The sequence below is a fragment of the Acinetobacter sp. 1207_04 genome (assembly GCF_052850415.1).
The window spans coordinates 1-25,638 of record NZ_VXCQ01000006.1 but is presented as its reverse complement, the minus strand read 5'-3'; the positions used below and the strand labels follow the sequence as shown (position 1 = coordinate 25,638).

General features: G+C 38.0%; 30 protein-coding genes. 17 read left to right on the top strand and 13 right to left on the bottom strand.

Going from position 1 to position 25,638, the window contains the following annotated elements:
- Positions 1-7: 7 nt before the first annotated feature.
- Positions 8-1,726 (top strand): cation:proton antiporter, encoded by a 1,719-nt coding sequence (locus FW754_RS06735; protein WP_419346127.1) that lies wholly within the window; start codon positions 8-10, stop codon positions 1,724-1,726.
- A 63-nt stretch (positions 1,727-1,789) separates the two neighbouring features.
- Here the strand turns inward: FW754_RS06735 and FW754_RS06730 are convergent, their stop codons facing one another.
- The 5 genes from FW754_RS06730 to orn form a co-directional block, all read right to left on the bottom strand.
- The gene (locus FW754_RS06730) at positions 1,790-2,068 is read right to left on the bottom strand and encodes a hypothetical protein (protein ID WP_409510237.1); all 279 of its coding nucleotides are present in this window, start codon (positions 2,066-2,068) and stop codon (positions 1,790-1,792) included.
- Between the two features lie 107 nt (positions 2,069-2,175).
- On the bottom strand, positions 2,176-2,679 hold the full coding sequence (locus FW754_RS06725; RefSeq protein WP_409510236.1) for a DUF6586 family protein: 504 nt from the start codon (positions 2,677-2,679) through the stop codon (positions 2,176-2,178).
- Between the two features lie 355 nt (positions 2,680-3,034).
- The gene (locus FW754_RS06720; RefSeq protein ID WP_409510391.1) at positions 3,035-3,838 is read right to left on the bottom strand and encodes an enoyl-ACP reductase FabI; all 804 of its coding nucleotides are present in this window, start codon (positions 3,836-3,838) and stop codon (positions 3,035-3,037) included.
- A gap of 174 nt (positions 3,839-4,012) precedes the next feature.
- Entirely contained in the window at positions 4,013-4,747 is a 735-nt protein-coding gene (locus FW754_RS06715) for a Bax inhibitor-1/YccA family protein (protein WP_409510235.1), read from the bottom strand.
- Positions 4,748-4,963: 216 nt separating this feature from the next.
- Positions 4,964-5,521: an oligoribonuclease gene (gene orn, locus FW754_RS06710; RefSeq protein WP_409510234.1), complete on the bottom strand. Its 558-nt coding sequence runs from the start codon at positions 5,519-5,521 to the stop codon at positions 4,964-4,966.
- Between the two features lie 121 nt (positions 5,522-5,642).
- Here orn and rsgA point away from each other — a divergent pair, with 121 nt between their 5' ends.
- From rsgA to secB, 4 genes are all read left to right on the top strand, one after another.
- Complete coding sequence (gene rsgA / locus FW754_RS06705; RefSeq protein ID WP_446324185.1) at positions 5,643-6,701, top strand: small ribosomal subunit biogenesis GTPase RsgA; 1,059 nt, start codon at positions 5,643-5,645, stop codon at positions 6,699-6,701.
- Between the two features lie 92 nt (positions 6,702-6,793).
- Positions 6,794-7,207: a rhodanese-like domain-containing protein gene (locus tag FW754_RS06700; protein WP_409510232.1), complete on the top strand. Its 414-nt coding sequence runs from the start codon at positions 6,794-6,796 to the stop codon at positions 7,205-7,207.
- 15 nt (positions 7,208-7,222) lie between these two features.
- A complete protein-coding gene (grxC, locus tag FW754_RS06695) occupies positions 7,223-7,480 on the top strand; it encodes a glutaredoxin 3 (protein WP_409510231.1) in 258 nt (85 codons plus the stop codon).
- Positions 7,481-7,519: 39 nt separating this feature from the next.
- Positions 7,520-7,972 (top strand): protein-export chaperone SecB, encoded by a 453-nt coding sequence (gene secB / locus FW754_RS06690; RefSeq protein ID WP_409510230.1) that lies wholly within the window; start codon positions 7,520-7,522, stop codon positions 7,970-7,972.
- Between the two features lie 767 nt (positions 7,973-8,739).
- Here the strand turns inward: secB and FW754_RS06685 are convergent.
- Both FW754_RS06685 and coaBC read right to left on the bottom strand, forming a co-directional pair.
- Positions 8,740-9,117 carry a cytochrome b562 gene (locus FW754_RS06685; RefSeq protein ID WP_446324184.1) on the bottom strand — a complete coding sequence of 126 codons (378 nt, stop codon included), beginning with the start codon at positions 9,115-9,117 and terminating at the stop codon, positions 8,740-8,742.
- A 182-nt stretch (positions 9,118-9,299) separates the two neighbouring features.
- Complete coding sequence (gene coaBC, locus FW754_RS06680) at positions 9,300-10,565, bottom strand: bifunctional phosphopantothenoylcysteine decarboxylase/phosphopantothenate--cysteine ligase CoaBC (RefSeq protein WP_409510228.1); 1,266 nt, start codon at positions 10,563-10,565, stop codon at positions 9,300-9,302.
- Between the two features lie 126 nt (positions 10,566-10,691).
- Here coaBC and radC point away from each other — a divergent pair, with 126 nt between their 5' ends.
- Both radC and FW754_RS06670 read left to right on the top strand, forming a co-directional pair.
- Positions 10,692-11,390: a RadC family protein gene (radC, locus tag FW754_RS06675; protein WP_419346131.1), complete on the top strand. Its 699-nt coding sequence runs from the start codon at positions 10,692-10,694 to the stop codon at positions 11,388-11,390.
- Positions 11,391-11,466: 76 nt separating this feature from the next.
- Complete coding sequence (locus FW754_RS06670; RefSeq protein WP_409510226.1) at positions 11,467-12,378, top strand: bestrophin family protein; 912 nt, start codon at positions 11,467-11,469, stop codon at positions 12,376-12,378.
- A gap of 294 nt (positions 12,379-12,672) precedes the next feature.
- Here the strand turns inward: FW754_RS06670 and FW754_RS06665 are convergent, their stop codons facing one another.
- Positions 12,673-13,524, bottom strand: coding sequence for a PHP domain-containing protein (locus FW754_RS06665; RefSeq protein WP_419346132.1), 852 nt, complete (start codon positions 13,522-13,524; stop codon positions 12,673-12,675).
- A 43-nt stretch (positions 13,525-13,567) separates the two neighbouring features.
- Here FW754_RS06665 and FW754_RS06660 point away from each other — a divergent pair, with 43 nt between their 5' ends.
- From FW754_RS06660 to mnmC, 4 genes are read left to right on the top strand one after another with little or no spacing between them, the layout of a single operon-like run.
- A complete protein-coding gene (locus FW754_RS06660; RefSeq protein WP_409510224.1) occupies positions 13,568-14,191 on the top strand; it encodes an inner membrane-spanning protein YciB in 624 nt (207 codons plus the stop codon).
- Between the two features lie 30 nt (positions 14,192-14,221).
- On the top strand, positions 14,222-14,524 hold the full coding sequence (locus tag FW754_RS06655) for a YciI family protein (RefSeq protein WP_409510223.1): 303 nt from the start codon (positions 14,222-14,224) through the stop codon (positions 14,522-14,524).
- Positions 14,525-14,530: 6 nt separating this feature from the next.
- Positions 14,531-15,046, top strand: coding sequence for a hypothetical protein (locus FW754_RS06650; protein WP_409510222.1), 516 nt, complete (start codon positions 14,531-14,533; stop codon positions 15,044-15,046).
- A gap of 37 nt (positions 15,047-15,083) precedes the next feature.
- A complete protein-coding gene (gene mnmC / locus FW754_RS06645; RefSeq protein ID WP_446324183.1) occupies positions 15,084-16,958 on the top strand; it encodes an FAD-dependent 5-carboxymethylaminomethyl-2-thiouridine(34) oxidoreductase MnmC in 1,875 nt (624 codons plus the stop codon).
- Between the two features lie 52 nt (positions 16,959-17,010).
- Here the strand turns inward: mnmC and FW754_RS06640 are convergent, their stop codons facing one another.
- Positions 17,011-17,319 carry a rhodanese-like domain-containing protein gene (locus tag FW754_RS06640; RefSeq protein WP_409510220.1) on the bottom strand — a complete coding sequence of 103 codons (309 nt, stop codon included), beginning with the start codon at positions 17,317-17,319 and terminating at the stop codon, positions 17,011-17,013.
- Between the two features lie 91 nt (positions 17,320-17,410).
- On the opposite strand from FW754_RS06640, the gene FW754_RS06635 reads away from it, so the two are divergent.
- The 3 genes from FW754_RS06635 (at position 17,411) to FW754_RS06625 (ending at position 19,104) form a co-directional block, all read left to right on the top strand.
- Positions 17,411-17,899: a YajQ family cyclic di-GMP-binding protein gene (locus FW754_RS06635; protein WP_409510219.1), complete on the top strand. Its 489-nt coding sequence runs from the start codon at positions 17,411-17,413 to the stop codon at positions 17,897-17,899.
- Between the two features lie 27 nt (positions 17,900-17,926).
- Positions 17,927-18,430, top strand: a complete 504-nt coding sequence (locus tag FW754_RS06630; RefSeq protein WP_446324182.1) for a DUF4442 domain-containing protein — start codon at positions 17,927-17,929, stop codon at positions 18,428-18,430.
- 152 nt (positions 18,431-18,582) lie between these two features.
- A complete protein-coding gene (locus tag FW754_RS06625; protein ID WP_446324181.1) occupies positions 18,583-19,104 on the top strand; it encodes a nuclear transport factor 2 family protein in 522 nt (173 codons plus the stop codon).
- A 65-nt stretch (positions 19,105-19,169) separates the two neighbouring features.
- On the opposite strand, the gene FW754_RS06620 is transcribed toward FW754_RS06625, so the two are convergent.
- The 3 genes from FW754_RS06620 to FW754_RS06610 form a co-directional block, all read right to left on the bottom strand.
- The gene (locus FW754_RS06620; RefSeq protein WP_419346144.1) at positions 19,170-19,538 is read right to left on the bottom strand and encodes an acyl-CoA thioesterase; all 369 of its coding nucleotides are present in this window, start codon (positions 19,536-19,538) and stop codon (positions 19,170-19,172) included.
- Between the two features lie 72 nt (positions 19,539-19,610).
- A complete protein-coding gene (trxC, locus tag FW754_RS06615; protein ID WP_409510215.1) occupies positions 19,611-20,042 on the bottom strand; it encodes a thioredoxin TrxC in 432 nt (143 codons plus the stop codon).
- Positions 20,039-20,938, bottom strand: coding sequence for an alpha/beta hydrolase (locus FW754_RS06610; RefSeq protein WP_446324180.1), 900 nt, complete (start codon positions 20,936-20,938; stop codon positions 20,039-20,041). The genes trxC and FW754_RS06610 overlap by 4 nt, the downstream gene beginning before the upstream one ends.
- A gap of 123 nt (positions 20,939-21,061) precedes the next feature.
- Between FW754_RS06610 and FW754_RS06605 the strand changes: the two genes are divergently transcribed.
- Together FW754_RS06605 and FW754_RS06600 are read left to right on the top strand one after the other, a co-directional pair.
- Entirely contained in the window at positions 21,062-21,397 is a 336-nt protein-coding gene (locus FW754_RS06605) for a TIGR01244 family sulfur transferase (protein ID WP_409510213.1), read from the top strand.
- Positions 21,390-21,809, top strand: coding sequence for a beta-lactamase hydrolase domain-containing protein (locus FW754_RS06600; protein WP_409510212.1), 420 nt, complete (start codon positions 21,390-21,392; stop codon positions 21,807-21,809). Before FW754_RS06605 ends, FW754_RS06600 begins: the two co-directional genes overlap by 8 nt.
- A 155-nt stretch (positions 21,810-21,964) precedes the next feature.
- On the opposite strand, the gene FW754_RS06595 is transcribed toward FW754_RS06600, so the two are convergent.
- Positions 21,965-23,992 carry an Ig-like domain-containing protein gene (locus FW754_RS06595; RefSeq protein ID WP_446324179.1) on the bottom strand — a complete coding sequence of 676 codons (2,028 nt, stop codon included), beginning with the start codon at positions 23,990-23,992 and terminating at the stop codon, positions 21,965-21,967.
- A 147-nt stretch (positions 23,993-24,139) separates the two neighbouring features.
- Between FW754_RS06595 and FW754_RS06590 the strand changes: the two genes are divergently transcribed.
- On the top strand, positions 24,140-25,519 hold the full coding sequence (locus FW754_RS06590; protein ID WP_446324178.1) for a dihydrolipoyl dehydrogenase: 1,380 nt from the start codon (positions 24,140-24,142) through the stop codon (positions 25,517-25,519).
- Positions 25,520-25,638 lie beyond the last annotated feature (119 nt).

The following is a 25,638-nucleotide window of genomic DNA, read 5'->3' as shown; positions in this document are numbered from 1 at the left end:
GCGTTTAGTGCCACATGATGTAGATCTGATTATTTTGCTTGCAGTTGGTTTTGGTATTGCCCTCATTTTTGGCTATATCGCTGCTCGTTTACGCCTCCCCCCACTGATTGGTTACCTTGTTGCAGGGATCATCATCAGCCCCAATACTCCTGGTATTGTTGCAGACATTGCCCTCGCCAATCAGCTTGCCGAATTGGGCGTGATGTTTTTAATGTTCGGTGTTGGTATGCACTTTTCACTGAACGATCTAATGCAAGTTCGGCGTATTGCCTTACCTGGTGCTATTTTACAAATTACAGTTGCAACCTTATTAGGTATGGCAGTTTCGCATTTTTGGGGTTGGAGTTTCGGCTCAGCATTGGTCTTTGGACTTAGCTTATCGTGTGCGAGTACTGTTGTTCTTCTTAAAGCACTAGGCGACAAAGGGTTACTCAATTCGGTCAATGGTAAAATTGCTGTCGGTTGGTTGCTTGTCGAAGACCTTGTGATGGTTTTAGTCTTAGTACTCCTTCCTGCGACTGCGGTACTTTTAGGTGGTCATGCACTTGAAGGTCATGGCAGTAATGAAAATATTTGGCTGACACTTGGTATAACATTGCTTAAAGTGGCAGGCTTTATTGCCTTTATGTTGATTATCGGTAAACGACTTGTTCCTCTAATCATGCAATATGTCGCACGCTTAGGCTCAAGAGAACTTTTCACTCTCACCGTTGTTGCCGCTGCTGTATCGATTGCTTATGGCTCTTATGCCGTTTTTGGCGTGTCGATGGCTTTGGGGGCATTCTTTGCAGGTATGGTCGTCAAAGAGTCAGATTTCAGCCATCGTGCAGAAGAAGAAACGCTACCACTTCGTGAAATTTTTTCGATTTTATTCTTCGTTTCAGTCGGCATGTTGTTTGACCCAAGAATTTTAATTGAGCAACCGCTTCATATTATCGCTGTAATTGCCATCATTATGATTGGTAAAACACTTGCTGCAATGGCATTGGTCTTATTTTTTCGCTATCCGCTCAATACAGCCTTAACAGTTGGTGCGAGTTTAGCGCAAATTGGTGAATTTTCCTTTATTTTGGCAACATTGGGGGTTTCTTTAGGCTTACTCAGTCTTGATGGACAAAATTTGATTCTTGCAGGTGCATTATTTTCTATCACCCTCAATTCATTCTTATTTTCAGCAATTGAGCCTGTACAAAACTGGATTCGTGAGCGTTCACACTTAGCACGTTTACTTGAACGTAGTGGTGATCCTTTAGCCATGTTACCTGATGAAGTTTCTCAAGATTATCTACGTGATCAGGTGGTCATGATTGGCTATGGTGAAGTCGGTCGTCGTGTGACCAAGACGCTCATGGATGATGGTATCAAAGTGGTCATTGCCGAAGAAAACCGTGAAAAAGTTGAAGCTCTACGTGAAAAAGGAATTGCTGCGGTTTCGGGCCGTGCAACTGAACCAGGTGTACTCATTCAAGCCCATATTCAACACGCTCGCCTTTTGGTTATCTCGCCAATGGATATTTTAGATATTCATAAAATTGTCGATACGTCTAAATTACTCAATCCCAAAATTCAAGTTTTGGTCTGCGCTGAAAGTAAGGAAGAGGCAGAAGTCATTCGTCGGGAAAATATTGGGGATGTGTATTATGCAAAAGAGGAAATGGCAAAAAATATGAGTAATTATATTTTGAATCAAATTCAAATTGCCCACCATCATGAGCCAACGCATTAAGCTCAAATAAATATATTGTTCAATAAAAAACGCACCATCTGATGCGTTTTTTTATTCTATCGATTAACTAAAGTGAATGGGTTGCTCATCAACAACTTCTGCTTCCCACTGCCCTGTCTGTTTTTCCATGAGTGCATACAATGCAGCTTGAATCATCTGCTGAGCAATCACAGGCGTCTGATCACCCAATAATGCCTTGATGTCATCATTAAATTGTATGGTCACTAAAGGCGTGCTTTCAGAGCCAGAATTACGTAGAGCCAATTCGCCACTTTCTAGCTGAACAAGCTCAAGAATTGCTTCCTGACTGCCAAATAACTCTTTTAACTGCTCTATAGACATAGTCCCTCCATGCTCAACATGGGACAAAGTACCAAATGCACTTTGCACTGTGTGAATACTTTATATCGGTGCTGCTTGGTCTTTTTCAAGTCTAGCATACAGAAAGTTTAGAATTCGACCATTTCGTTACGAAAACCGTCAATTAGTTGCGTCAAGTCACGATGCCACTCACGTAAAATTTTAGTATCGGGCAACCATGCTTGCGGTGTTTGTGTCACTTTAATAATTAAGTTTGATGATGTGTCATCTTCAGGTTCAGGTGCACTCGGTTCAGGTGCATATTGGCACATGCGATATGCACGTTTTAACTCTGCAATAAAACCTGATTTTGCCAATTGTTGCATAACAGCGACTTCAGGTGAGATTTGACCTTTAGCAGCCATGAGTTCTTCAATCGATTTTAAAGTCGGTGACGTATCATTTAAACGATAGTAGCGTACCAATTCTTGTAAAAATGCTAAAACTGCACCATGCAAGTGAAATACAGCCGATTCACGAAAAGCCTGCACCTGTTGTACATGCTCACTCTGCTCTGCTTGTTGGCATGCGAGTCGTGCAAAATACAATTTTTGATTGGTACGATCTGCATGATAGCGTGCTACACGGGTCATGATTTTTCCTTAAATAAAGCGCAATACAACTTAAAAAGAATGGTACAGCTAAGACAGATTTCAACAGCTCGCACTTGCAGATTCAACAACTAAAAAATACAACGTTCAATCGCATTGAGCCGAGTAAATTGAACTAAGCAAGTTAAGCCAAGTAGGTTGAGCAAAGTAAAAACTGATGAGGAATAGAGTAACTGTGTCACGGCGGTTTGAATATAGTTTTTATTGGGTGAATGATTTATTTTTAAAGTGCTGTATACATCTTTTTATAAAATTTGGCTTCCATTCACGTAAAAGAAAACCCGAATTAAACTATAAAGTCTAAATCGGGTTTTATACAGCTAAAGCTTTATAAATTTTAATCTGCATCCATCATTGATGCGCTCATGCCCACGGTATTGAAGCCCGCATCGACATATAAAATTTCACCTGTAATGCCATTTGCCCATGGTGAACAAAGAAAAAGCGCAGCATTACCCACATCTTCAATGGTGACATTGCGTTTAAGGGGTGCAATTTTTTCATTAGCATCTAACATTTTACGGAACGATTTAATGCCTGATGCTGCCAAAGTACGAATTGGTCCCGCAGAGATTGCATTGACACGAATACCCTCTTCACCCAAGCTTGATGCAAGGTATCGTACGCCTGCTTCAAGCGATGCTTTCGCCATGCCCATCACGTTATAATTTGGCATCACGCTTTCTGAACCTTGATAAGTCAATGTCAATAAACAGCCCTGACGAACCAATAATAATGGTTTTGCCGCACGTGCCATAGCAACAAAACTATATGCACTAATGTCGTGTGCTATTCGGAAGCCTTCACGATCTGTAACATCGGTAAAATCACCATCAAGTGTATGCGCAGGTGCAAAACCAATTGAATGCACGACACCATCTAGACCATCCCAATGCTTGGCAAGTTCTAAAAATGCATTATCGATGTCTGCATCATTGGCAACATCACACGGGAAAACCAATGTTGAACCAAATTGTTCAGCAAAATCATCGACACGTTTTTTTAATTTTTCATTTGGATAGGTAAATGCCAACTCTGCACCTTCACGGTGTAATGCTTGTGCAATACCGAATGCAATAGATAATTTACTTGCAACGCCTGCGATTAAAAAGCGCTTACCCGCTAAAAGTCCTTGTGCCATGAAATTTTCACTCGAAAAAGTTTGCATGCATAATGCCAAGTCTAGACACAGAACAAAATTGCATAATGCATCTTTTTTCAAAAGTTTACTAAAAACATCAAAGTTCCTGTATTACACCCATAAAAAAAGCCTTCCAAGGAAAGCTTTTTTAAATATCTACACGAGTACAATGGATTAGTCATTACTACTCAATAAACCAATTAAACGTAAGAATGAATAGTACATCCAAACGAGTGTTGCGAGCAGTGCAATACCACATAACCATTCATATGATTTTGGCGCTCTTTGTGCAGCCGCAGATTCGATCAAATCAAAATCTAAAATCAAACTAAATGATGCAATCACTGCAACAAATGCAGCAAAACCAATACCTAGCAAATTACTTTCAAACAAATAAGGAATGCTTGAACCAAATGCAAGACGCATGACCATTTGTACAAGGAACACAATAAAGATGGCGATTGATGCAGACATAATGACTGCTTTAAATTTAGCAGTCGCGCGAATGATCTTAAATTTATACAGACCAAACATCACCAAGCTCGTTACAAATGTTGCAAGTAATGCTTGTAAAGGTACACCTGGGAATTTCATTTGAAAATAAATTGAAATACCACCTAAAAATGCACCTTCAAATAATGCATAAGGAATCGCAAGCATACGTGCAGTATTGGGCTTAAAAGTTGTGATTAAACCTAAAATCAAACTTCCGACAGCACCAACAATTGCACCTGTCATTGCCATACCTACATTGGCTGTTGCAAAACAGTACACATAAAATGCGATACCCACAATTGCTGCAATCACAGTGAGTAAAATAGATTTTTGTATAGCACCCTGCACGGTCATTGGCTGACTATAATCAGCATAAGTTTCCGATCGGGTTAAAATAGGGTTATTACTTTGCATATCTCAACTCTTTGTAATAATTAAAATATAGAAGGATTATAAATCGAATATTCGGCAAACTCATGAAGAGCTTGCTTCTTTTTGTAACGGTCATTTTCACCGCCACTTTTTAAATAGCTGTTTAAAGATATACACGAGTATAACTTAAAAATTTGAATTGAAAAATGTAAAGAAAAAGAGGTGCTGTGCACCTCTTTTTCTTTACCAAATCAAGTTTTAGTCATCATTGGTAATAAAAAAATATTGACGATAATATTTTAATTCTGCAATTGAATCACGAATATCATCCATCGCTAAGTGTGATGCATTTTTCTTCAAACCACTCATAATTTCTGGACGCCAGCGTTTTGCAAGCTCTTTCACAGAAGAAACATCTAAGTTACGATAATGGAAAAATTGTTCAAGTTCAGGCATTAAACGATGCATGAAACGGCGGTCTTGGCAAATTGAATTACCACACATTGGTGATGATTTTGGGCTGACCCATTTTTTCAAAAATTCTATCGTTTGTTGTTCAGCATCTTCAGCCTTCAATTTACTACGGCGTACACGTTCAATCAGACCTGACTGACCATGTTGACGTGTGTTCCACTCATCCATGGCATTTAAAATAATGTCAGATTGATGCACTGCAAGCACAGGACCTTCCGCAAGGATGTTTAGATTATCATCCGTTACAATAGTCGCAATTTCAATAATTCGATCATTGTCAGTATCTAGACCTGTCATCTCAAGGTCAATCCAAATCAAGCGGGTATCTGGAGTGCTGCTCATATTGTGCAATCTTATTCAACGATAAAGCGTAATAGTAGCAAATTTATTGTATCTTCGCTGTAATTCATTCGCCCATCATGCTATTTTGCCCTTTGATTTTCACGCTTTAATCAGGGTATGAATGGCTTTAATTCGTAAGCGTCGTTTGACAGAACAGCAGCAACGACGCATTCAAAAACAGCAGAAAAACCGCCAAGAAGATGTCGATACATCCAACGATTTGGAAGGTTTGGTGGTACAACATTATGGACGACAACTTGAGGTTCAAGCCTTGTCTGTGCCCGATGAACATCCACTTAAACCTGTTGTTGCTGAGGGTGAACCTGAACCATTTTGGAAACCGATTGAGCTAGGCAGCGTTTGGCGTTGTCACACCCGTACCAATCTTGAGTTATTGGTAACAGGTGACCGTGTCACATGGCAAGCAGACCCAAACACGGGACTCGGTATTATTACGGCCATTCACCCACGGACATCTTTGCTGACTCGCCCCGACCGTTACCATAAAGTCAAACCAGTGGCAGCAAATATCAGTCTAATTGTGGTTGTATTTGCTGTACTACCTGACCCTGCACCCACGCTGATTGACCGCTATTTAGTGGCATGTGCCGATGCAGATATTCCTGTATTGTTAGTCCTCAATAAAACCGACTTACTCAAAGATCAAGATCCTCTCCTCCAATTGGTACAGGAATATCGAGATTTGGGTTATGAAGTTATGCTGACACAGTCCAATGGTGATTTAAGTCAACTTCAACAGCGTATTGATGGTGAAACTGTTGCTTTTGTTGGACAGTCAGGTGTAGGTAAAAGCTCTCTGATTAATACCATCATCCCTAATGCCGATCAGAAAACCAATATTATTTCTGAAAACTCAGCACTTGGACAACACACCACAACATCGACACGACTCATTCGTTTTGGTGAAAATGGTGCGCTCATTGACTCACCAGGAATCCGTGAGTTTGGTTTGTGGCATTTAGATACCGATAAAATTAACAATGGTTTTCGTGAAATCACCAACTTGCTTGGGCATTGCCAATATCGTAATTGTACGCATACACATGAAAAACAATGTGCGATCAAACAAGCCGTTGCAAATCATGAAATTTTACCAAGACGTTTAGACAGTTATCTGAAACTGATTGATGAAATTGCAGAAGCGCAACAAAAAAATTAATTTTCTTATGTGGTGACCTTGAAGCAAAGTTTTTGATCACCATATATATACGCTATACTCAACGCAGTTTTGAATTGTAATTTAGGTGAATTGTGGAACGTTGGTTCGAATTTATGGGGAATCACCCCTTTCTGTTTGGTATTTTAGCTGTATTGATTGTTTTGTTTTTCGTTTTTGAAGGACAACGTAATGGTCGTAAAATTTCCGCACAATCTCTGGGTATTTTAGTTAAAGCTAAAAATGCCATGCTGATTGATTTACGTGATGCTAAAGATTTCCGTGAAGGTCATATTAGTGGCAGCCGTAATATTCCCTACAGCCAAATTGCAAGTCATATTGAAGAGTTAAAGTCAGCTGAACGCCCACTTGTATTTATTTGCAATATGGGACAAGTTGCAGGCACAGCTTTGCAACAAGTTGGTCATGCTGACAGTTACCGTCTTGATGGTGGTATTAGTAATTGGAAAGCTCAAGGTTTACCTTTAGTAAAAGCCAAAAAAGCATAATTAAGGAGTCAAAACATGACCGCTGAAGTAAAAGTGTATTCTACAACTTTCTGCCCATACTGTGTTCGTGCAAAACAGCTCCTTGAGCGTAAAGGTGTTGCTTATACCGAAATCAATTTGGATAAGGAAGAGCCTGAAGTACGTCTTGAATTGACGAAAAAAACCAATCATCGTACTGTGCCACAAATTTTTATTAATGATCAGTTCATTGGTGGGTTTGACCAACTTTATGCTTTAGAAAAAGAAGGTAAACTCAACGATCTATTGGCTTAAGCCACAAAAATCACTTTGTAAAATATTAAGGATTAAATAATGAGTGAAGAGCAACAACCACAATTAGCTTTAGAACGTATTTATGCAAAAGACTTATCTTTTGAAGTTCCAGGCGCAAATGTTTTTACCAAAGAATGGCAACCAGAGTTAAGCATCAACTTATCTTCAGCTGCTGAAAAAGTTGATCCAACACACTTTGAAGTTTCTTTGAAAGTTGTGGTTCAAGCAAACAATGGCGGTGAGACTGCATTTATTGTTGATGCAACTCAAGCCGGCATTTTCTTGGTTGATGGTGTAGAAGAAGAGCGTCTTCCTTACATCCTTGGTGCTTACTGCCCGAACATTTTATTCCCATTCCTTCGTGAAGCGGTGAATGATCTTGTAACTAAAGGTAGCTTCCCTCAATTGCTTTTGACACCAATCAATTTTGATGCTGAGTTCGAAGCAAATATGGAACGTGCTCAAGGCGCTGCTGCTGAAGGTCAAGCTTAATTTTAAGCTCTAGATTCAGTTCACAGTGACCTAGCCAAAAATGAAAAGACCGCACTTGTTGCGGTCTTTTTGAATGTAAATCATCAAATAAAAAATAACTAAATCTGTTAATGAAACATGAATATGTAAACTTCATTTAGAGTTCACAACCCACATCGTACATTCATCCTATATTCTATTTAACTACACAAAATATGAATGATCATGCCTTTTACACCACTGCACTTGGGAACTAGAACTTGCATAAAACTGTTGTAAAACATCATTTCAGCTTAATGATTTTTGCTAGTACACAAGTGCTCATGGATATAGAGCCTTTATTGGGGATAGTCTATAATTGGCAATATTTACATCTATATACGCATCATTTAGTGGTACATTGCTTATTTGAAGTATTTCTCCCCTTATCATTAAGCCAATTTCCAAATGGTTTCTAAGGCTTTTTAAATACCAACTGCAAAATTTCATGGCGAATTGCATATTTTAGTGCACTCATTGGAAGTTTCAGTCACATTTTATTCGATGCATTTGTCCATATAGATATGTATCCATTTTTCCAATTGAGCCCACTCAATACGCTTTATCACTCCATCGAATACCCACAATTATTTTGGAGCTCTATTTTTATGCTCATAATTGATAGTGCGATTGCTTGTTTACAGTTAATAGCTTTTACTAATTATAAAAAATAATGCTGAAAAGAAAAATTCACAGTTTAAATGCCTAAACTATGAATCGTATACTTCCGATCAATAGTGATTTATATATTAATGATTGTGATAAATATGATGTCCTTGATCACGAATTGCAGCAATCTTTTTTCCTTCAACCTTAGCTTGTTCCAACTGCCCTGCTGTGACAAAGCCTTTCGTTTTATCAATCTGTGTGACAATTTGGTCATATAGCGCATCTGAAGTCACTGCTTTTTTATCTTGTGTTTTTAGTTTCACTTTCTTTGAGTCGAGTGCTGCTACTCGCATATTATCTAATGCTTTTGAGGCATCTACTGAATTTTCAGCCTTGTTAAATGCTTTATAGTTTTTTGCCAAGGTTTCCATATTATGTTCAAGACTTGCTGCAAAGCTAAAGCTACTTAAAAATAATGAACTTGATAATATTGCTGTAATAAATGTCTTTTTAATCATTGTAGATTCTTCCTGATCAGTGCCAATTTTCTCTTATAAAGAATACGGCGGACTATATCCTAAGTGGGTTTATATTCTTTTTCACATTCAATTTTAGGCTATAAACATAATGTATAGCACATCAAAAATGCAACGAAATCGTTGCATTTTTAATCAAATATTATTCAATCATAATCTTTGCCTTAAACAGGGTCAATTTCATGATGTAAGGCATCATGAATGGCTTCAACCAATTGCTGTGCAATCTCTTGTTTAGAGGCTTTTTCTAGATCACGTTTTTCCATCTGATATTGTTCAGCAAAAAAGACCGTCATTGCATTTTCATCTGAAGCAAAACCAATGTCTTTACGTGAAACATCATTACACGCAATCATATCAAGTTTTTTTGCCACCAATTTCCCTGCAGCATATTCTTCAACATTGCGTGTTTCTGCGGCAAAACCGACCATAAATGGACGTTTTTCTTGTTGTGCAATCGTTGCGACAATATCAGGATTTTTAATGAGAGAAACCGCTAACTCATCACCCGCTTTCTTAATTTTATGCTCTGCAACTTCAGCCACACGATAATCAGCAACTGCTGCCGTTGCAATAAAGATATCACAACCATCTTCTAGCTGATGCAGACTTTCATCAAGCATTTTAATCGCTGAAGATACATTGACACGGCGTACGCCATTCGGTGTATCTAAACTGACAGGCCCTGCTAGCAACGTAACTTTTGCACCTGCAGCATAACATGCTGCAGCAATCGCAAAGCCCATTTTCCCTGTACTATGATTGGAAATATAACGTACGGGATCAATCGCTTCTCGGGTCGGTCCTGCCGTGATGGTCACTTTTTTACCTGCAAGTAAACCAAATTTTTCAGCAATGGCACGCTGTGCTTGGTGAAAATAATCTTTCACTTGATCTGCCAATTGTTCAGGTTCAGGCATACGCCCCAATCCAACATCACCGCAGGCTTGTGAACCTGCTTCTGGCATAATGACATGTACACCATCTTCAATCAGCGTATTCAAATTGCGCTGTGTTGGTTTTGCCGCCCACATTTGTTGATTCATTGCAGGAGCAACCCAAACAGGTGCTTTTGTGGCTAAATATAACGTACTGAGTAAATCATCCGCCAAGCCTGCCGCAAATTTTGCAATCGTGTCGCAACTCGCAGGTGCAACCAAAACCAAATCTGCCCAACGAGCAAGCTCAATATGCCCCATGCCTGCTTCAGCCTCAGGATCGAGTAGCGTCGTATGTACAGGATTACCTGACAAAGCTTGGAAAGTTAAGGGCGTGATGAAGGCTTGTGCACCTTGTGTCATGACCACACGTACATTAAAACCATAATCTTTTAATCGTCGTACAAGAATTGCGCTTTTATACGCTGCAATACCGCCTGTAACAGCTAAAATAATATTTTTATTTGCAAATACACTGAGATCGAAACTCACGATCAGGCTACCTTTCTGTTGCAGTGGCGCTCACAATATCATTAAATATAGCTTAGCCCAAGACATTCACTTGGGAAAATTAAAAAGTAAAATAAATTAAAACAGTGAATAATAATGAATAATTCAATGAGCAATACAGAACACCAATCTATTAAACAGTGGCCTGAACAGGAACGCCCACGTGAGCGTTTATTGGCACAAGGTGCAAATAGCCTTTCAGATGCCGAACTTCTTGCTATATTTCTACGTTCGGGTTCAAAACAACATTCTGCAGTGGAATTATCACGTATTTTGATTCAACACTTTGGTTCGCTCAATGCCGTCTTTGATGCTTCACTTGAAGATATCAGCCAATTTCATGGTATTGCTGCCACAAAATATTCGCAATTGATGGCAGTCAAAGAATTAGGTCGACGTTATTTACAACATCATTTAAATCAACCAACTGATTTAAGCCGTTCAGACCTGATTACCGATTATTTACGTTATGAGCTTTTAGGTGAACAACAAGAGGTTTTTGCTGTTTTATGCTTAGACAGCCAATTGCGTAAACTACACTTTAAGAAGCTATTTTTTGGTTCTGTAAATTATTGCAATATTTCTATCAATCAAATTTTGCGTTATGCCATTTCGCAACATGCTACGCATATCGTGATCGCACATAATCATCCGCAAGGTTTAGCTGTCCCCTCAAAGGAAGATTTAGTTCTGACACAACATATTCTTAAGGCTTGTCATCTGACTGAAATTAATTTACTTGATCATCTGATTATCAGCCGTGAACATAGTTTTTCTTTTGCCGAACATAACTTAATCGCGACATAAGTATTTCTAAGTAAATGATATTGACAAGTCGTAATGAAGCGGTGAAGATCAGCTAAAATTCAAAGATTCAAGACCCATGATTGTTCGTGATCAAAACGACACCTTAAAACTATTATTCTCATGGCGTGGAACAATTCTTCCAAAAGTTCTACCGCCACTTGGTGTCGTCATGCTGATTTCTGCAATTGTCGGCGGAATTGAGTACATTAATTTATACCGTTTTCCAGAGATCCCACTAGCAGGATTTACTCTAATTGGTGTTGTACTGTCAATTTTTCTCGGTTTTAAAAATACAGCATGCTATGACCGTTGGTGGGAGGCTCGTAAACTTTGGGGTTTACTCATTGCCAATGCACGCCATTTTGACCGTGATTGTCGTATTTTACCGCAAGGTCGTCGTGAGCGGGTAATCCAACATGTTATTGTTTTTGCCAATGTTTTACGCGATCGCTTACGCCATCAAACGGTGAGCTCAGATGTCTTGCTTGAAACCAGTGGCATGAGTCGTCAAGCTTTAGTGCAGTTATATCAACAAAATAATGCACCACAATACACACTCAGTCTGATTCATTGGGAGTTAATGCAAGCACTCAAAGAAGGTGAAATTTCCGATATTATTTATACTCAAATGAATAATCATGTTTCTGAATTAAGTTTAGTACAAACAGGTTGTGACCGTATTGCAACCACCCCCTTACCTTTTGCTTATTCTGTTTTGCTCAACAGAACAGTGTATTTTTTCTGCTTTATGTTGCCATTTAGCTTAGGATCATTACTTGGGCTGGCAACGCCCTTATTGGTTGGAATTTTGGCATATACATTTTTAGGTCTAGATGCACTCAGTTCAGAAATTGAAGAGCCTTTTGGTACTCAAAGTAATGACTTACCACTTGATGCAATGGTTCGTACTATTGAAATTGAGTTGCTCGGTACTTTAGGTAAACCAACACCGCCACCTATTCAAGCGCAAGACCATAATCTTTTATAAATAATGTTATGCAGTAATAGAGAGCTTATGTTTTGCTACTTGATGAATTTAGATAAGAGATAAGGGCATCCGAATTTGTTTAAGACATGAGTTGAGCCGTGAAACTTCGCCAGATGGTTTCCTTGCTTAGTTTCACGGCTCATTTTGCCGAATCAGAAAGACCGTTTCGTAAAATGACCTTCTGCGAAAGGCTAATTCCTAAATTTAAATTGTTGATGTAAGACTCTGCCAAGTAAATTTACAAGAATAAATATTTATAGAAATATATTTTGCGATATGCGTAATATTGGTTACTTAACTAAAACTCTCCCAAATCCCCACTTGACCTTCTTTGACTTTGGGAATATTTCCCAATTTAATCCATGGCATATTGTCACCATGAAAATCACTACCAACTGAAACTTTTAAATTAAACTGTTCAATCATTCGATCGACCATTTGACGAGTTGAAGCAGCTTCTATATAAGGTGGAAGTTCAACTGCATCTCCGCCAAATTGAGCAAAAATTTCAATCAAATAACGAATATTGGTTGCAGATAAATCATAACGCGTTGGATGTGCCAAAACAGCAAAACCCTGACTTTCATGTATGATTTTGATGGTTTCTTCTAACCCTAAACCATCAAACTTTACATAGGCTTTTTTGCCTTCTTTAATATATTTATCAAAAGCCTGTTGTGGGCGTGCCACAACCCCCTTATCTACCAAGGTTTTTGCAATGTGTGTTCGAGTAATCCGATCTGCTTCACCATCTACTTTAGCAATCACATCTGCATAAATATCGAAACCAATTAAAGGAGTCAATAAATCACAAATCTGCTTTGCACGTTCAGCACGAATTTTTTTCTGTTCTTCTAAAAGTGCTTGTAATGGCTCAGGATTTTTAATGTTTAAGGCAACAATATGCACACCATAACTTTTTTGGGTCGCAGGTCGTGACCACTGGCTTGAAATCTCAACCCCTGAAATGATCTGAATTGGTTGATTTTTTGCAACCTGTTCAGCGATTTTTAAGCCATCCATGGTATCGTGATCAGTCAAAGCAAGGGTATGAATACCTTTTTCGATTGCAGCCTGAACGAGTAACTCAGGAGTCAAAGTTCCATCAGAAATATTACTATGTGTATGTAAATCTACGCCTTGCATCTTCTATACTACGTTATTCACCTGGACAGTTTGATATTTTAACATGAAAGCATTTTTAGATTATTTACCAATAATCATATTCTTTACCGTCTATAAGTTAATAGAGCCCGAACAAAGCCATGCCATCTTGGCGCAAGTCGGCATTACAGGTGTTGTCGACAATCAGAATATTTTGGTAGCAACCCTCGCATTAATGGTCACTACATTAATTGTTTACCTTTATTTATTTGTGTCACAAAAATTTAAACTTGAAAAACCACAATTATTGATTTTAGTCAGTACCTTTATTTTTGGTGGATTGACCCTCGCTTTACGTGATGGTGATTTCATGATTTATAAAGCAATTTTTCTCAATTTAGCCTTTTCACTTGCCTTTATGATCAGCCCGATGATTGGTAAGGAAAAGAAACCACTTGTGCAACGCATGATGGGAACTGTGCTTAATCTTTCCGCAACAGGATGGAAAAAACTCAATTGGGCATGGGTTGGATTATTCAGCTTCATGGCATTCCTACATTGCTTTTTCGGATTTATTTATCCTGACCCATCAAAAGACCATGCTATATGGGTAAATTTCACAACATTTGGTGACATGGGGGTGATGTTTTCCTTTATCATTATCCAGTTTGTTTTACTCAGAAAACACTTCAAAGTTTCTGAAGAATAATCCGTTGACAATAAGATTCAGGGAAAAAAGATGCCTTTATTTGTAATTACCTGTACTGATCAAGAAGGTACTGTTGAAAAACGCCTTGCAGTTCGTCCACAACATCTTGCTCGTCTAGAAAAACTTGATGCTGAAGGTCGTGTGATTGTTGCAGGTGCAATGCCAAAAGACCGTGAAAACCCACAAGCAGGTTTTTATGGCAGTACCATGATTCTTGATTTTGACAGTCGTGAAGCACTCGATGTTTGGTTACAGGATGAACCTTTTGTTAAAGAAGGCATTTATAGCCATGTTGATGTTAAGCCATTCAACAAAGCGCTTCCTAAAGGATAAAAAGTAATGCAGTTCGTAGTCAAAAGTATTATCGGCTTTGCGCTGATCAGTTCATTTGCTTGGGCAGAACCCGTTGCGCAAAATACAGCACCCGCTCCACAAGCGACGACTGCAACTGCTCCACCTGCCACAGTCACACAGCAAGTTTATAAACCTGAAATTTTACCGGCGGTTGCAGGAGCAAAAAGTTCAACGCAACAACAGGCTCAAACACAAGAAAATAAACCCCTAACTGCTGAACAGATTATTCGGGAAAAAGCATCCATCGAGGCCAAAGCCAAAGCTTTAGTTAAAGATCAAGCAACACGCTTACAACAACTCGAAAAAGCCAACCTCGAAGCTTTATCTCAGAATCAAGAATTACAACTGAAAAATGATAATTTAGGCGTACAAGTTCAAGTACTGCAAAGTGAACAAAGTGCGCAAATGTTTTTGTACGGCGCAGCAACCATTGTTGTTGGTGTTGTACTCGGTTTCCTCATTGCAAGTTATGTTTATACCAAACGTCGTCGTCAGTGGTAAATCCACGGCGACACATCTTCTAAAAGGTTAATCTGCGTTGTCACATTCCATTCAAACTGCCGAACTCGATTGGCAAACCATCGATGGAATTGATATTCCTTATTCTCGTCAGTTTGCCGATATTTATTTTTCTAAAGACAATGGTTTACTTGAAAGTCGCCATGTATTTCTCAATGGCAATGATCTTGCTGAACGTTTAACACAACTTCAGTCTTTCGATTATTTCTGTGTTGGAGAAATAGGGTTTGGCACAGGCTTAAATATTTTGGCTTTATGGCAAATGTGGCAACAGCTCAAACCTAACAATAATAGTCATCTACATGTAATTTCTGTAGAAAAATTTCCACTGAATAAAGATGATTTGATTCGTGCATTAAATGTATGGTCTGAACTCAAACCATTCGCAGATCAACTTATTGCGCAATACCCCTTACCACTTGCAGGCTGCCATCGCCTAAATTTCCCTGAACATCGCTTTTCAATTGATCTATGGTTGGGCGATGCACATGATGTTTTTCCACAAATGATTAAGACGACAACGGTCAATGCTTGGTTTCTCGATGGTTTTGCCCCCTCCTGCAACCCTGATCTTTGGGAAGAAAATATACTCAAGCAGATTGTTCGTTTGTCGGGCTATGGTACGACATTTTCATCCTTTAGCGTTGCAGGTGTCGTCAAACGTGGTTTGCGTGATCATGGTATTACCGTTAGTCGTCCTCGTGGTTTTAAACACAAACGTGAAATGCTCAAAGCCATTTGGCAAAAACCAGAAAACTTAAATACTGATTTCATTCAAGATCACCAAATATCAGTTCAACCGAAACAACGCCATATTGCGATTATAGGCGCAGGCATTGCAGGTTTAAGTTGTGCATGGGTGTTTGCACAACGTGGACATCAGGTACGCATTTACGAGCAAACTGCAGCATTAGCAGGTGCATCTGGTAATCCAATGGCGATACTGAATCCAAAACTTGGCAATATTAAAAATATTGATGAGCATCTCATGACCGTGAGTTGGCAATATGCCTTATGCCACTATGCACCCTTCAAAGCATTTCGCCCATTGTCTATTCATCAAATTTCACTCAAAAATCATGAAGATGCTGTGGCAATCGCAAATGACTATCCCGATGATGTATTACACGTTGAACCGTCTGATTTAAAAACTGACTATGCAAATGTCACATTCCATCAAGCAGGTGCAATTTCTCCGTATCTGCTACGAGATGAGATTCTGAGCCATCCAAATATCACACTAATTCAAGCTGAAATTATTGGCATACAGAAACAAGATAATACTCAACTCAAATTAAAAGCAAAAAATATTGATAACATCAGCACTGTAGATTATCCGCTTGCAGATCACGTAATTGTCTGTACAGCCCATCAAAGTGGAATCTTCTTTGAACATTATCCTGCGTTAAAACCAATTCGTGGTCAGGTCAGTTGGTTCAATAATACAAAGCAATCATTAAAGATGCATACCACATATAGCTATGGTGGTTATTGCATGCAAATGAATGATCAACAAATGATTTTAGGTGCATCTTTTTCACCTGGTCGTGATGATACTGATGTACTTGAAAGTGACCACCTACACAACTATGAGCTTCTGCATACTGTCTTTCCTGACTATGCACAAACACTGACACCAATCTCTGAATGGCAAGGGCGTGCAAGCGTACGAGCACAAACACCTGATTATTTCCCCTTATTAGGAAAACTCAACAGCGATAATGAAATCTATACTTTGGCTGGCTTAGGATCAAAAGGTTTTCTCTACTCACCCTTATGTAGTGAGGTTTTGGCAACAATGATTTTAAATGAAGCTTGCCCTATACCTGAAAAATTATGGAAATATTTAACACCGTTTCGTTTTAAAAAAATGCGTCAGGCAATGAGACGATAAATATTTTTTATTTTGACCATAAAAAAGCGCCTTTCGGCGCTTTTTTTCATACTTATGATTCGAGGGGTAATCCTGCATCACGTGCTGCACGTGTGCCACCCATCAAAATCACGTAATCACGTGAAGCGTCTATCGTTTCTAATTTTTCAGCTGCACGGGGCGCTTTACTGCCACCACCACACAGAATGTAAATGGACTGATCCGCCTCCACCTGAGTCAAGCTATCTGAACTCAAGCTATCAATAGGCTGATGAACAGCACCTTTGATATGACCTTCAGCATAGGCTTTTGCGTCACGAACATCCCAAATAATCGCATTTTCTGGGAACTCAAATGTTGTAATTTCTTGCTTGCGGATCATTGTGCACTCCTTTGATGTAAACAACACTTGGCAAATGAAGAAAACATCCCTAGCATCTCAGATATTCTTTCACTTTGCAAAGGTCAAAATCATGCCTTCTATGGATATTGTTTCAGAATTGGAAATTTTTGAAGTTAATCACGCGGTTCAAAACACTCAAAAGGAGATTGCAACCCGTTTTGACTTCCGTGGTCAGGATGTTTCTATTGATATCAATGAGAAAAACAAAGAAATTAAAATTACCACTGAAAGTGAATTTCAGTGTGAGCAGGTGTATACCATGCTAGAAAATAATTTCTTTAAACGTAAAATTGATATTCAAGCGCTTGATCCACAAAAAATGACCGCTTCAGGTAAAAATGTGATTCAAGTCATCAAACTTAAAGATGGTCTTGACTCTGATACCGCAAAAAAAATTAATAAAGCCATTAAAGAAAGCGGCATCAAAGTGCAATCTTCTATTCAAGGGGATAAACTTCGTGTAACTGATAAAAAACGCGATACCTTACAACAAGTAATGGCTTTCTTAAGAGAACAACAATTTGGTGTGCCATTACAGTTCAATAACTTTAAGGACTAAGATCTTAATGATCGCATAGGTACAAATATGACTCAGACCAATCGTTTAGCCAAACTTGTTAAGGCAACTTCAAAATTTCCAAAAGGTGTACGTAGTACACTGTGGAGTAAAGCGTTTGGTCGAGTCGTACCTATGGTCGGTTCAGCCAATATTAAATATATAGAAGTCACTTCTTCTAAAGTTGTTGTAGAAATTAAGAATCATCGTGCTATGCAAAACCATATTGGTCAATTGCATGCCGTTGCAATGGCTTTAATTGCAGAAACCGCTACAGGTTTTGTTGCTGCAATGAATGTCCCTGATACCTCAATTGTCCTGATCAAAAGCCTACACATGGACTATAAACGCCCATCTAAAGGTGAGATGCAAGCTGTTGCGACACTTACAGCAGAACAGATCAAAGATATGCAAACCTCAGAAAAAGGTGAAACGATTGTTGCTGTAACCATTACTGATGAATCAGGTCAAGAACCAGTTAAAGGTGAAATGGTTTGGGCTTGGGTGTCAAAAGACCGTTTAAAAAATAAATAACCATCTTAAAAATGAATAAATGTAAATAAAACTTACTTTTAAGTAAGTGTAAAAATTACCAAATTACTTAAAATCAGTGACGTTTCTTCACTATAGAAATATACTTGATTCACTCAAAATGATGCTAAATTTACATCATTTTGAGCATATTCATGTCAATCCAATATTCTAAAAAATGGCTTACACTTGGTCTTATTTTAAGTCCTTTTTTAATGCTGACGGCTTGTAGCCAAACCCCTAATCAATCAGCAACAGCGGTCACAACGACAACATTAAATGCAATCTCCGCAAGACAATTTGCTGAGCAGAACAAGAAAATAGTCACAGATTTTTATGAAGGCGTCTTTCTCAAACATCAAGTGAAAGACTATGCTGATCGATATATTGGTATGCAATATATTCAACACAATCCGCATGTACCCGATGGTAAAGCACCTTTTGTAGAATATTTTACAGGCTATTTTAAAGAAAATCCTAACGCGAAAAGTGTCATTAAACGTGCAGTAGCCGAAGGTGATTTGGTCTTTTTACATGTACATTCGACACAAAATGCACAAGATCCTGGTGTTGCTGTTGTTGATATTTTTAGAATTGAAAATGGCAAAATTGTCGAACATTGGGATGTTCAACAAGAGGTTCCAGTAGAAGCTGCAAATAAAAATACAATGTTTTAATTCAAATTAAGACACATAAAAAATCCCAAACAATATTGGGATTTTTTATGTTTAATCATCAGCTTTTAAACATTTTGTGATGCTAAAAAACTTTGTTTAGATGCTTCAGGAATTTGACGCTTATTACCCGCAACATCTACAGCAACAAAGGTAAATACTCCTGCTGTAACACGTTTTGCAGGGCGAGAATCATCATGGCTATCCCAAACTTCAATTTGCATTTGAATTGAAGTATTGCCCACTTTTAAAATTTTTGTATAACAACTAATCACATCACCGACTTTTACAGGAACAAGAAAAGTCATTTCATTGATTGAAATTGTTGCACAACGTCCTTTACTGAAACGCTCTGCGTGAATTGCACTTGCCAAATCCATTTGTGAAACAATCCATCCCCCAAATACATCACCACTCCAGTTGGTATCTGCTGGCATAGCAATTGTCTGTAAAGACAATGTACCTTCGGGTTTTTCATGAGAATCTGACACAATAACTCCAAGCCGGTCTTAATGAGAGGCATTCAATTGTTGATCTAACCATTCTTGTAATTGGTTAGCACGTAACGCACCACTTATTCTAGCAACTTCAGTCGTTTTATTCATTAAAACCAATGTTGGAATACTACGAATATTAAAAGCACCACTCAAACGTGGATTAGCCTCTGTATCAATTTTAGCAAAAACCACATTCGGATTATGCTTAGCAACTTCAGCAAAATGCGGTCCCATCATTTTACATGGACCACACCACTCTGCCCATAAATCAATAATGACAGGTAAATCACTGTTACTAATGAAATGACTAAAATTTTGCTCATTTAGCTCAATCGGTGCTAATGGGATCAGGGCTTGATGACATTGTCCACAGGTTGGACTTGATGCAATTTTATCTTCAGGGATACGATTTTTGGCACCACAAGAAGGACATACAATAATCATCTGCTTACTCCAGTTTGCTGATCTAAAAATTCTAATTGGGTCAAAATTGATTTTTCCAACCATTGCCCATGATAAATATCAAAGTGATTCATCTTCCATTCATGATACTCCACAAAAGGTGCCATATTTGTTGCAGCTTCACGACTTGCTTCGATGGGGATAAAACTATCTTGCTGCGCAGCAATCATTAGTATCGGAATATTGATCTGCCTAACTGACTGAATCGGTCGATAGCGTAGTAATTTAAACAAAACTCGAGCAGGGACTTCACCACTCCAAAAATAATCAGGATGTACAATCGACATAAAGCCATTGAAACTTTGCTTAGTTGGAATACAACATAAATCATAGGGATGTACGACAGGTAAACTCACAGGCTTCAGTCCGATTTTACTCCCCATATAGTCTTGACTCGAAAGCTTTAAGGCTTTAGCAAGATGTTGAAGTGGGTAAACCTTGGCACTTGCAGCACCATCGACATATGGCACTTGAGCAATTACAGCACAGACGCTTTTTGTTTCCTCGGCAAGATTCAGTACGTAGCCACCACTGAGTGACGTTCCCCATAAAATCACTTGTTTATGATGAAGTTGTTTTTTAGTTGTTACTACTGTGATCACCGCACGCCAGTCATCAAGCTGTCGACCAAGAGAAATCAACTCCCTTGGTTGTCCAGTACTGCCTCCCCAATAACGATAATCAAAAAGGACAACAGCATAACCAGCTTGTGCAAAACGCTTTGCAAAATGAATTAATTTAAACTGCCTGAGTGCGGCAAATCCATGCGCCATGAGAATAACAGCATGACTTTTCATCTGTTTCGGTTGGTAAACATCTGCAGCAATCACATCATTTCCGCTGTCGATATAAAGTGGCTCTACCGTATAATCATACATACGCACTCCATGCATTATTTTTTGTCTATTTTCAGTTGTGATTGCCTAGCCTGTTCTATGTAATTCAAGGCATAGTGTTATGATATAGACATAATTGTTTTATGCATACTTTGGAGTGATGAAATGAGCGAACAAGTCGGTTTTGCAGGTCAAATTGGTCCTGAACATATTTCTCAAGTGGTTGAAAAAGGCTTTAAATCGGTTATTAATAACCGTCCTGACATGGAAGGTGGACCTGAACAACCAACGAGTGCAGAACTTGAAACAACCGCTCGTGCAGCAGGTTTAGATTATGTGTATCAACCTGTTATTGCTGGTCAGATCAGTGAAGTTGATGTACGCACATTTGCCAATCATTTCAATGAGCTTCCAAAACCTATTTTAATGTTTTGCCGTTCAGGAAATCGCTCAAATAACTTATACCAACTAGCGAAACAAATGGATCTATTAGATGACTAAGCATCTGATTCAATGCTTACTTTGTCTTAGTCTATTTAACACTGTACCTATATTTGCAAATGTCGTTGAAAGTACCGCACTCACAACAAAAGTGAGTGTATCGGGACAAATGACGGATGAAAAATTTAATCGTTTACTGTCACAAGGGTTTAAGTCTGTGATTGTCAACCGCCCTGATGATGAGGCGGGTAATTTGGTTACAGCGCATCAATTGCGTAATATTGCTGAACAATCACATATTAGTTTAATTTATCAACCTGTGATTTCAGGACGAGTTCAGCAACAAGATGTGGTTGAATTTGCAAAATATTACAATAGCTTACCGAAACCTATTTTAATGATTTGTAAAAGTGGTTCAAGATCAACAACATTATTCAATCAAGCAAAAAATGCAGGTCTACTCCATGAATAAGTTAATTTTAGTGATGTTTAGTATTGTTCTTTTGAGTGCGTGTAGCAGTATGAATGTACGTCCAACCGTAGGTGTTAGTATGGGTACGGCACTTTAAGCCTTGAGTATTACCAAAAAAAACAGCGCCGAAGCGCTGTTTTTTAATACAACTCAACTTATTTATAATTTAAACACGTTGTAATATCTGTGCCATATGGACTTTCCATATCAGGACGCCATTTACCATCTATATCATCTACATCATCTGCTGCAACTGGTGGCATAAAGGATAATGCTGTCTTGTTATCTTTCGTTGAAACAATTGTGGAAGCAGTCAAATTAACACGTAACCAACTCGAGTAATTTCGATTATACCTAACTTTAAAATCAAACTTCCCTTGAGAATCGGTTACAAAGCTTCCTGTTGTACCCAATATTGAATTATCTGCCGCTAAAATAGAAACAGGATTTGGGAATTCATTACTCGGACATTCAACATAAGTTACTACTGGCTTTGAAATACCATTAACATAAGTCATATAATCGCGAGACCATTGAAGCGAACTTAACCAAGCCCAAGAACCACTGCCATCCTGACCGTAATTATAATCACGTACCCACTTGAACTGCCCTTTTAAGAAACTATTTAGGCCAAGTGAAATACTAATTTTTTGATTTGCAATTGGATTACCAGCTGTATCTACAACAGAGGCTGAAAACTCTTTATAATAATAAGTATTATCACCTGTAACTTTTATAATTTCATGGTTTTGAGCGACTGTAATAAATGCCGACTGTGTTGAAACTGTTAATAATAAGTTTTCAGAATATACAGGGGCTGGTGCTGAAGAATTGCTTGCGATTGCTTGAATTTCAACGCCATCACCAAGAGTTTGTGCAGAACCAGCAGTATAAATTACGGTTGCACGACCCGCTGAATCTGTCATTGCAGATGGTTGAGAAATTCTACCATTAGAAGAAGTATCTTTTAAAACAGTAAAATTTACTTTGGTGTTTGGAATAGGAGTGCCATTTGCATCTTTTACAAGCGCAATTACCTTAGTACTTGCACCTGGTGCTAAAACACTTGCCTCAGACTGAATAGATACTGTTTTTGGTGCACCAGCACTAATTTGTTGTGAAATATAAACAATATCATTACCAAATTGAGCTGAAACTGTTGCTACAGCAGCAATTGAACCTTTTAAAGTCGTTGTAGCATCACCAACCCATTTACCACTTTCTTGACGAATATTGGTAATCGTAGAAGATGGAGTAATAGTACCATTGGTTGTTTCAAAACTTACCGTTTTACCTATAAGCTCTGCCTGAGTTGTTGCTGTAACTTTAACTATAATATTTTTACTAATCCCCACACCAACTGGACTAGAGTCAGATACAGTTTGAATAACATTATTCGCAATGTTCGCAGCTAAAGTAACACCTCCTGCACTCAACAAATTAGAAACTGACAAATTTTTACCATCAACAGTAATCTTACCTAGTAACTCAAGTTTCTGATTCGGAGAGTTTCGTACTTTATCATAAGGAACTTTAAAAGTTGCACTACCATCTTGACCAGTTGTAACAGCAGAATATACTTCTGCGCCTGTCGCATCAACTAATGATGCTTTTGCTCCAACAAGAGCTTTACCTGCTGCATCTACAGCCTTAACAGTTACTGCTGCATTTTGTCCTTCTTCAAGAAGATTTACATCAGAAGAAATATCAACTACCGTACCATTCACAGGAATAACTATTTCTTGCTTAACCGTACCAGATGTAACAATTACAGTTATGGTTCGGTTCATTTTATAATTAAGATTTGCACTCACCAACCCAAGATTAGTTGTAACGATACCATTTTCATCACTGACTAAAGCTGTAGGGGTACTCAAACTCGCACCTGCATTTTGAGCATCAACAATTTCTACTTTTATATTCGACTTCGGTATAATACCGCCACTTTTATCAAGTGTACGAATTGTAAGAACTAAGCTATCCTCAGTACCCGCATTTAAACTACTTTTACTTTGACCAATTGATAAGAGTTCAGCAACCACAGCATCTGTTGAACCTGGATTTTGATTTCCACCTGTATTATTATCTTGACCAAAATAACCATCACTTCCCCCACCACCACAACTAGCTAAAACGGTGGATACTGCTATAGCAGATAATTTTAACGCTAATTTTTTTTTCATAAAAATTCCCAAACAGCTATGCTCGTTCCCAATAAATTTGTTTTAATGAAGTTTGTAAAATATCTGCTATGTAACCACAGTTCGTATGCTGTGTAAATATTCAACATAAAACTGTTTAAAAAATGTTTCTAAATTATGGATTAAATTATGTATGACATCATTATTGTTGGTGCAGGCACAGCAGGAATAGCGGCCTATAAAGAGGCTATCAAAAAAACAGATAATATTTTAATTATTAATGATGGGGATTGGGATACGACCTGTGCACGAGTCGGATGTATGCCAAGTAAAATCCTTATTTCTGTAGCAAATCGAATGCATGATATTCAGCATGCCGATAATTTATCTTTAATCACAGAAAGTCAAATCGACACATCAGCAGTAATGCAACATGTCCAAAAACTGCGTGATCGTTTTACAAAAGCAACATTAAAAGATGTCAACTCATGGAATCCTAAACATCGCATTTCAGGTAAAGCAACATTTATTGATCCAAATACTATTCAAGTAAATAATAAAAAATATCAAGCAAAAAGTTTTATACTCGCTGTAGGAACAACACCTATTTTTGATCAACAAGTAAAAGATGAAATTGGAAATAAACTCATTACATCAGATCAAATCTTTGAGTTACCACAACTCCCTAAATCGATTGCAGTTATTGGCAGTGGCGTGATTGCCCTAGAATTAGCTCAAGCACTTACACGCCTCAATGTTGAAACAACAATATTTGCACGTAGCCGAAAAGTTGGCTCATTAACAAGCCCTCAATTACAAAAACTAGCTCAAGAAGAACTATCAAAAGAGTTAAATATCAAATTTGAAATTCTACCCGATTCAATTAAAAAATCAGGTGATACCATTAATATTCAATATCTCCAAAATGATATAAATGAAAATATTACTGTTGAGTATGTATTAGCTGCGACAGGACGACAAAGTAATTTAAATACATTGAATCTTAAGAATATTGATGAAAAATTTATAGACTTAAAGCAACTCCCTATCAATGCTCAAAATAAACAGCTTGCTAACTACCCTATATTTGTGGTCGGTGATGCCTATACAGCTACACCTATTCAACATGAAGCAGCAAATGAAGGCCGTTTAGCTGTTTATAATTGTCTTAATTATCCAAATATTCAATCACTTAAAACTTTAACACCGCTTGGCATATTATTCAGTCAGCCACAAATGGCAACTGTTGGACAAAGTAATAAGCAACTCTTAAATGACAATATTGATTTTATTACAGGTTTTGTTTCTTATGAAAAACAAGGTAGAGCTATAGTCAGTGCTACAAATCAAGGTGCTGTTGAAATTTACGTAGATAAATTTTCATGCAAACTTCTTGGTGCCGAATTATTTGTAGATGCTGCTGAACATTTAGCTCATTTATTATCATGGATCATTTCAGAAGACCTTACCATTGATGAAATTTTACAAAAGCCTTTTTATCATCCGACACTTGAAGAAGGTCTTCGGACAGCCCTTAAACATGCTAGACGCCAATTAAATGCCATTTAATTTCTTTCAATAATAACAAAAGCAGATCCTTTGATCTGCTTTTTATTTTCTTCTTAATTTTTATTAATCACTATTATTTTTTCTTTTATTAATCAGCGATAAAAAACACCCTCTGTCTT

Excerpts from the sequence above, each read along its gene's own strand:
- FW754_RS06660 (WP_409510224.1), top strand. The coding sequence starts at position 13,568 with ATGAAAGCATTTTTAGATTATTTACCAATAATCATATTCTTTACCGTC.
- FW754_RS06655 (WP_409510223.1), top strand. The coding sequence starts at position 14,222 with ATGCCTTTATTTGTAATTACCTGTACTGATCAAGAAGGTACTGTTGAA.
- rsgA (WP_446324185.1), top strand. The coding sequence starts at position 5,643 with ATGGCTTTAATTCGTAAGCGTCGTTTGACAGAACAGCAGCAACGACGC.
- secB (WP_409510230.1), top strand. The coding sequence starts at position 7,520 with ATGAGTGAAGAGCAACAACCACAATTAGCTTTAGAACGTATTTATGCA.
- FW754_RS06670 (WP_409510226.1), top strand. The coding sequence starts at position 11,467 with ATGATTGTTCGTGATCAAAACGACACCTTAAAACTATTATTCTCATGG.
- trxC (WP_409510215.1), bottom strand. The coding sequence starts at position 20,042 with ATGATTATTGTATGTCCTTCTTGTGGTGCCAAAAATCGTATCCCTGAA.
- FW754_RS06610 (WP_446324180.1), bottom strand. The coding sequence starts at position 20,938 with ATGTATGATTATACGGTAGAGCCACTTTATATCGACAGCGGAAATGAT.
- FW754_RS06640 (WP_409510220.1), bottom strand. The coding sequence starts at position 17,319 with ATGATCCGCAAGCAAGAAATTACAACATTTGAGTTCCCAGAAAATGCG.
- FW754_RS06630 (WP_446324182.1), top strand. The coding sequence starts at position 17,927 with ATGACTCAGACCAATCGTTTAGCCAAACTTGTTAAGGCAACTTCAAAA.
- FW754_RS06730 (WP_409510237.1), bottom strand. The coding sequence starts at position 2,068 with ATGTCTATAGAGCAGTTAAAAGAGTTATTTGGCAGTCAGGAAGCAATT.
- FW754_RS06725 (WP_409510236.1), bottom strand. The coding sequence starts at position 2,679 with ATGACCCGTGTAGCACGCTATCATGCAGATCGTACCAATCAAAAATTG.
- FW754_RS06665 (WP_419346132.1), bottom strand. The coding sequence starts at position 13,524 with ATGCAAGGCGTAGATTTACATACACATAGTAATATTTCTGATGGAACT.
- FW754_RS06685 (WP_446324184.1), bottom strand. The coding sequence starts at position 9,117 with ATGATTAAAAAGACATTTATTACAGCAATATTATCAAGTTCATTATTT.
- FW754_RS06715 (WP_409510235.1), bottom strand. The coding sequence starts at position 4,747 with ATGCAAAGTAATAACCCTATTTTAACCCGATCGGAAACTTATGCTGAT.
- FW754_RS06620 (WP_419346144.1), bottom strand. The coding sequence starts at position 19,538 with ATGCCAGCAGATACCAACTGGAGTGGTGATGTATTTGGGGGATGGATT.
- FW754_RS06625 (WP_446324181.1), top strand. The coding sequence starts at position 18,583 with ATGTCAATCCAATATTCTAAAAAATGGCTTACACTTGGTCTTATTTTA.
- radC (WP_419346131.1), top strand. The coding sequence starts at position 10,692 with ATGAGCAATACAGAACACCAATCTATTAAACAGTGGCCTGAACAGGAA.
- orn (WP_409510234.1), bottom strand. The coding sequence starts at position 5,521 with ATGAGCAGCACTCCAGATACCCGCTTGATTTGGATTGACCTTGAGATG.
- FW754_RS06595 (WP_446324179.1), bottom strand. The coding sequence starts at position 23,992 with ATGAAAAAAAAATTAGCGTTAAAATTATCTGCTATAGCAGTATCCACC.
- FW754_RS06600 (WP_409510212.1), top strand. The coding sequence starts at position 21,390 with ATGACTAAGCATCTGATTCAATGCTTACTTTGTCTTAGTCTATTTAAC.
- FW754_RS06605 (WP_409510213.1), top strand. The coding sequence starts at position 21,062 with ATGAGCGAACAAGTCGGTTTTGCAGGTCAAATTGGTCCTGAACATATT.
- FW754_RS06650 (WP_409510222.1), top strand. The coding sequence starts at position 14,531 with ATGCAGTTCGTAGTCAAAAGTATTATCGGCTTTGCGCTGATCAGTTCA.
- grxC (WP_409510231.1), top strand. The coding sequence starts at position 7,223 with ATGACCGCTGAAGTAAAAGTGTATTCTACAACTTTCTGCCCATACTGT.
- FW754_RS06590 (WP_446324178.1), top strand. The coding sequence starts at position 24,140 with ATGTATGACATCATTATTGTTGGTGCAGGCACAGCAGGAATAGCGGCC.
- FW754_RS06635 (WP_409510219.1), top strand. The coding sequence starts at position 17,411 with ATGCCTTCTATGGATATTGTTTCAGAATTGGAAATTTTTGAAGTTAAT.
- FW754_RS06720 (WP_409510391.1), bottom strand. The coding sequence starts at position 3,838 with ATGGCACAAGGACTTTTAGCGGGTAAGCGCTTTTTAATCGCAGGCGTT.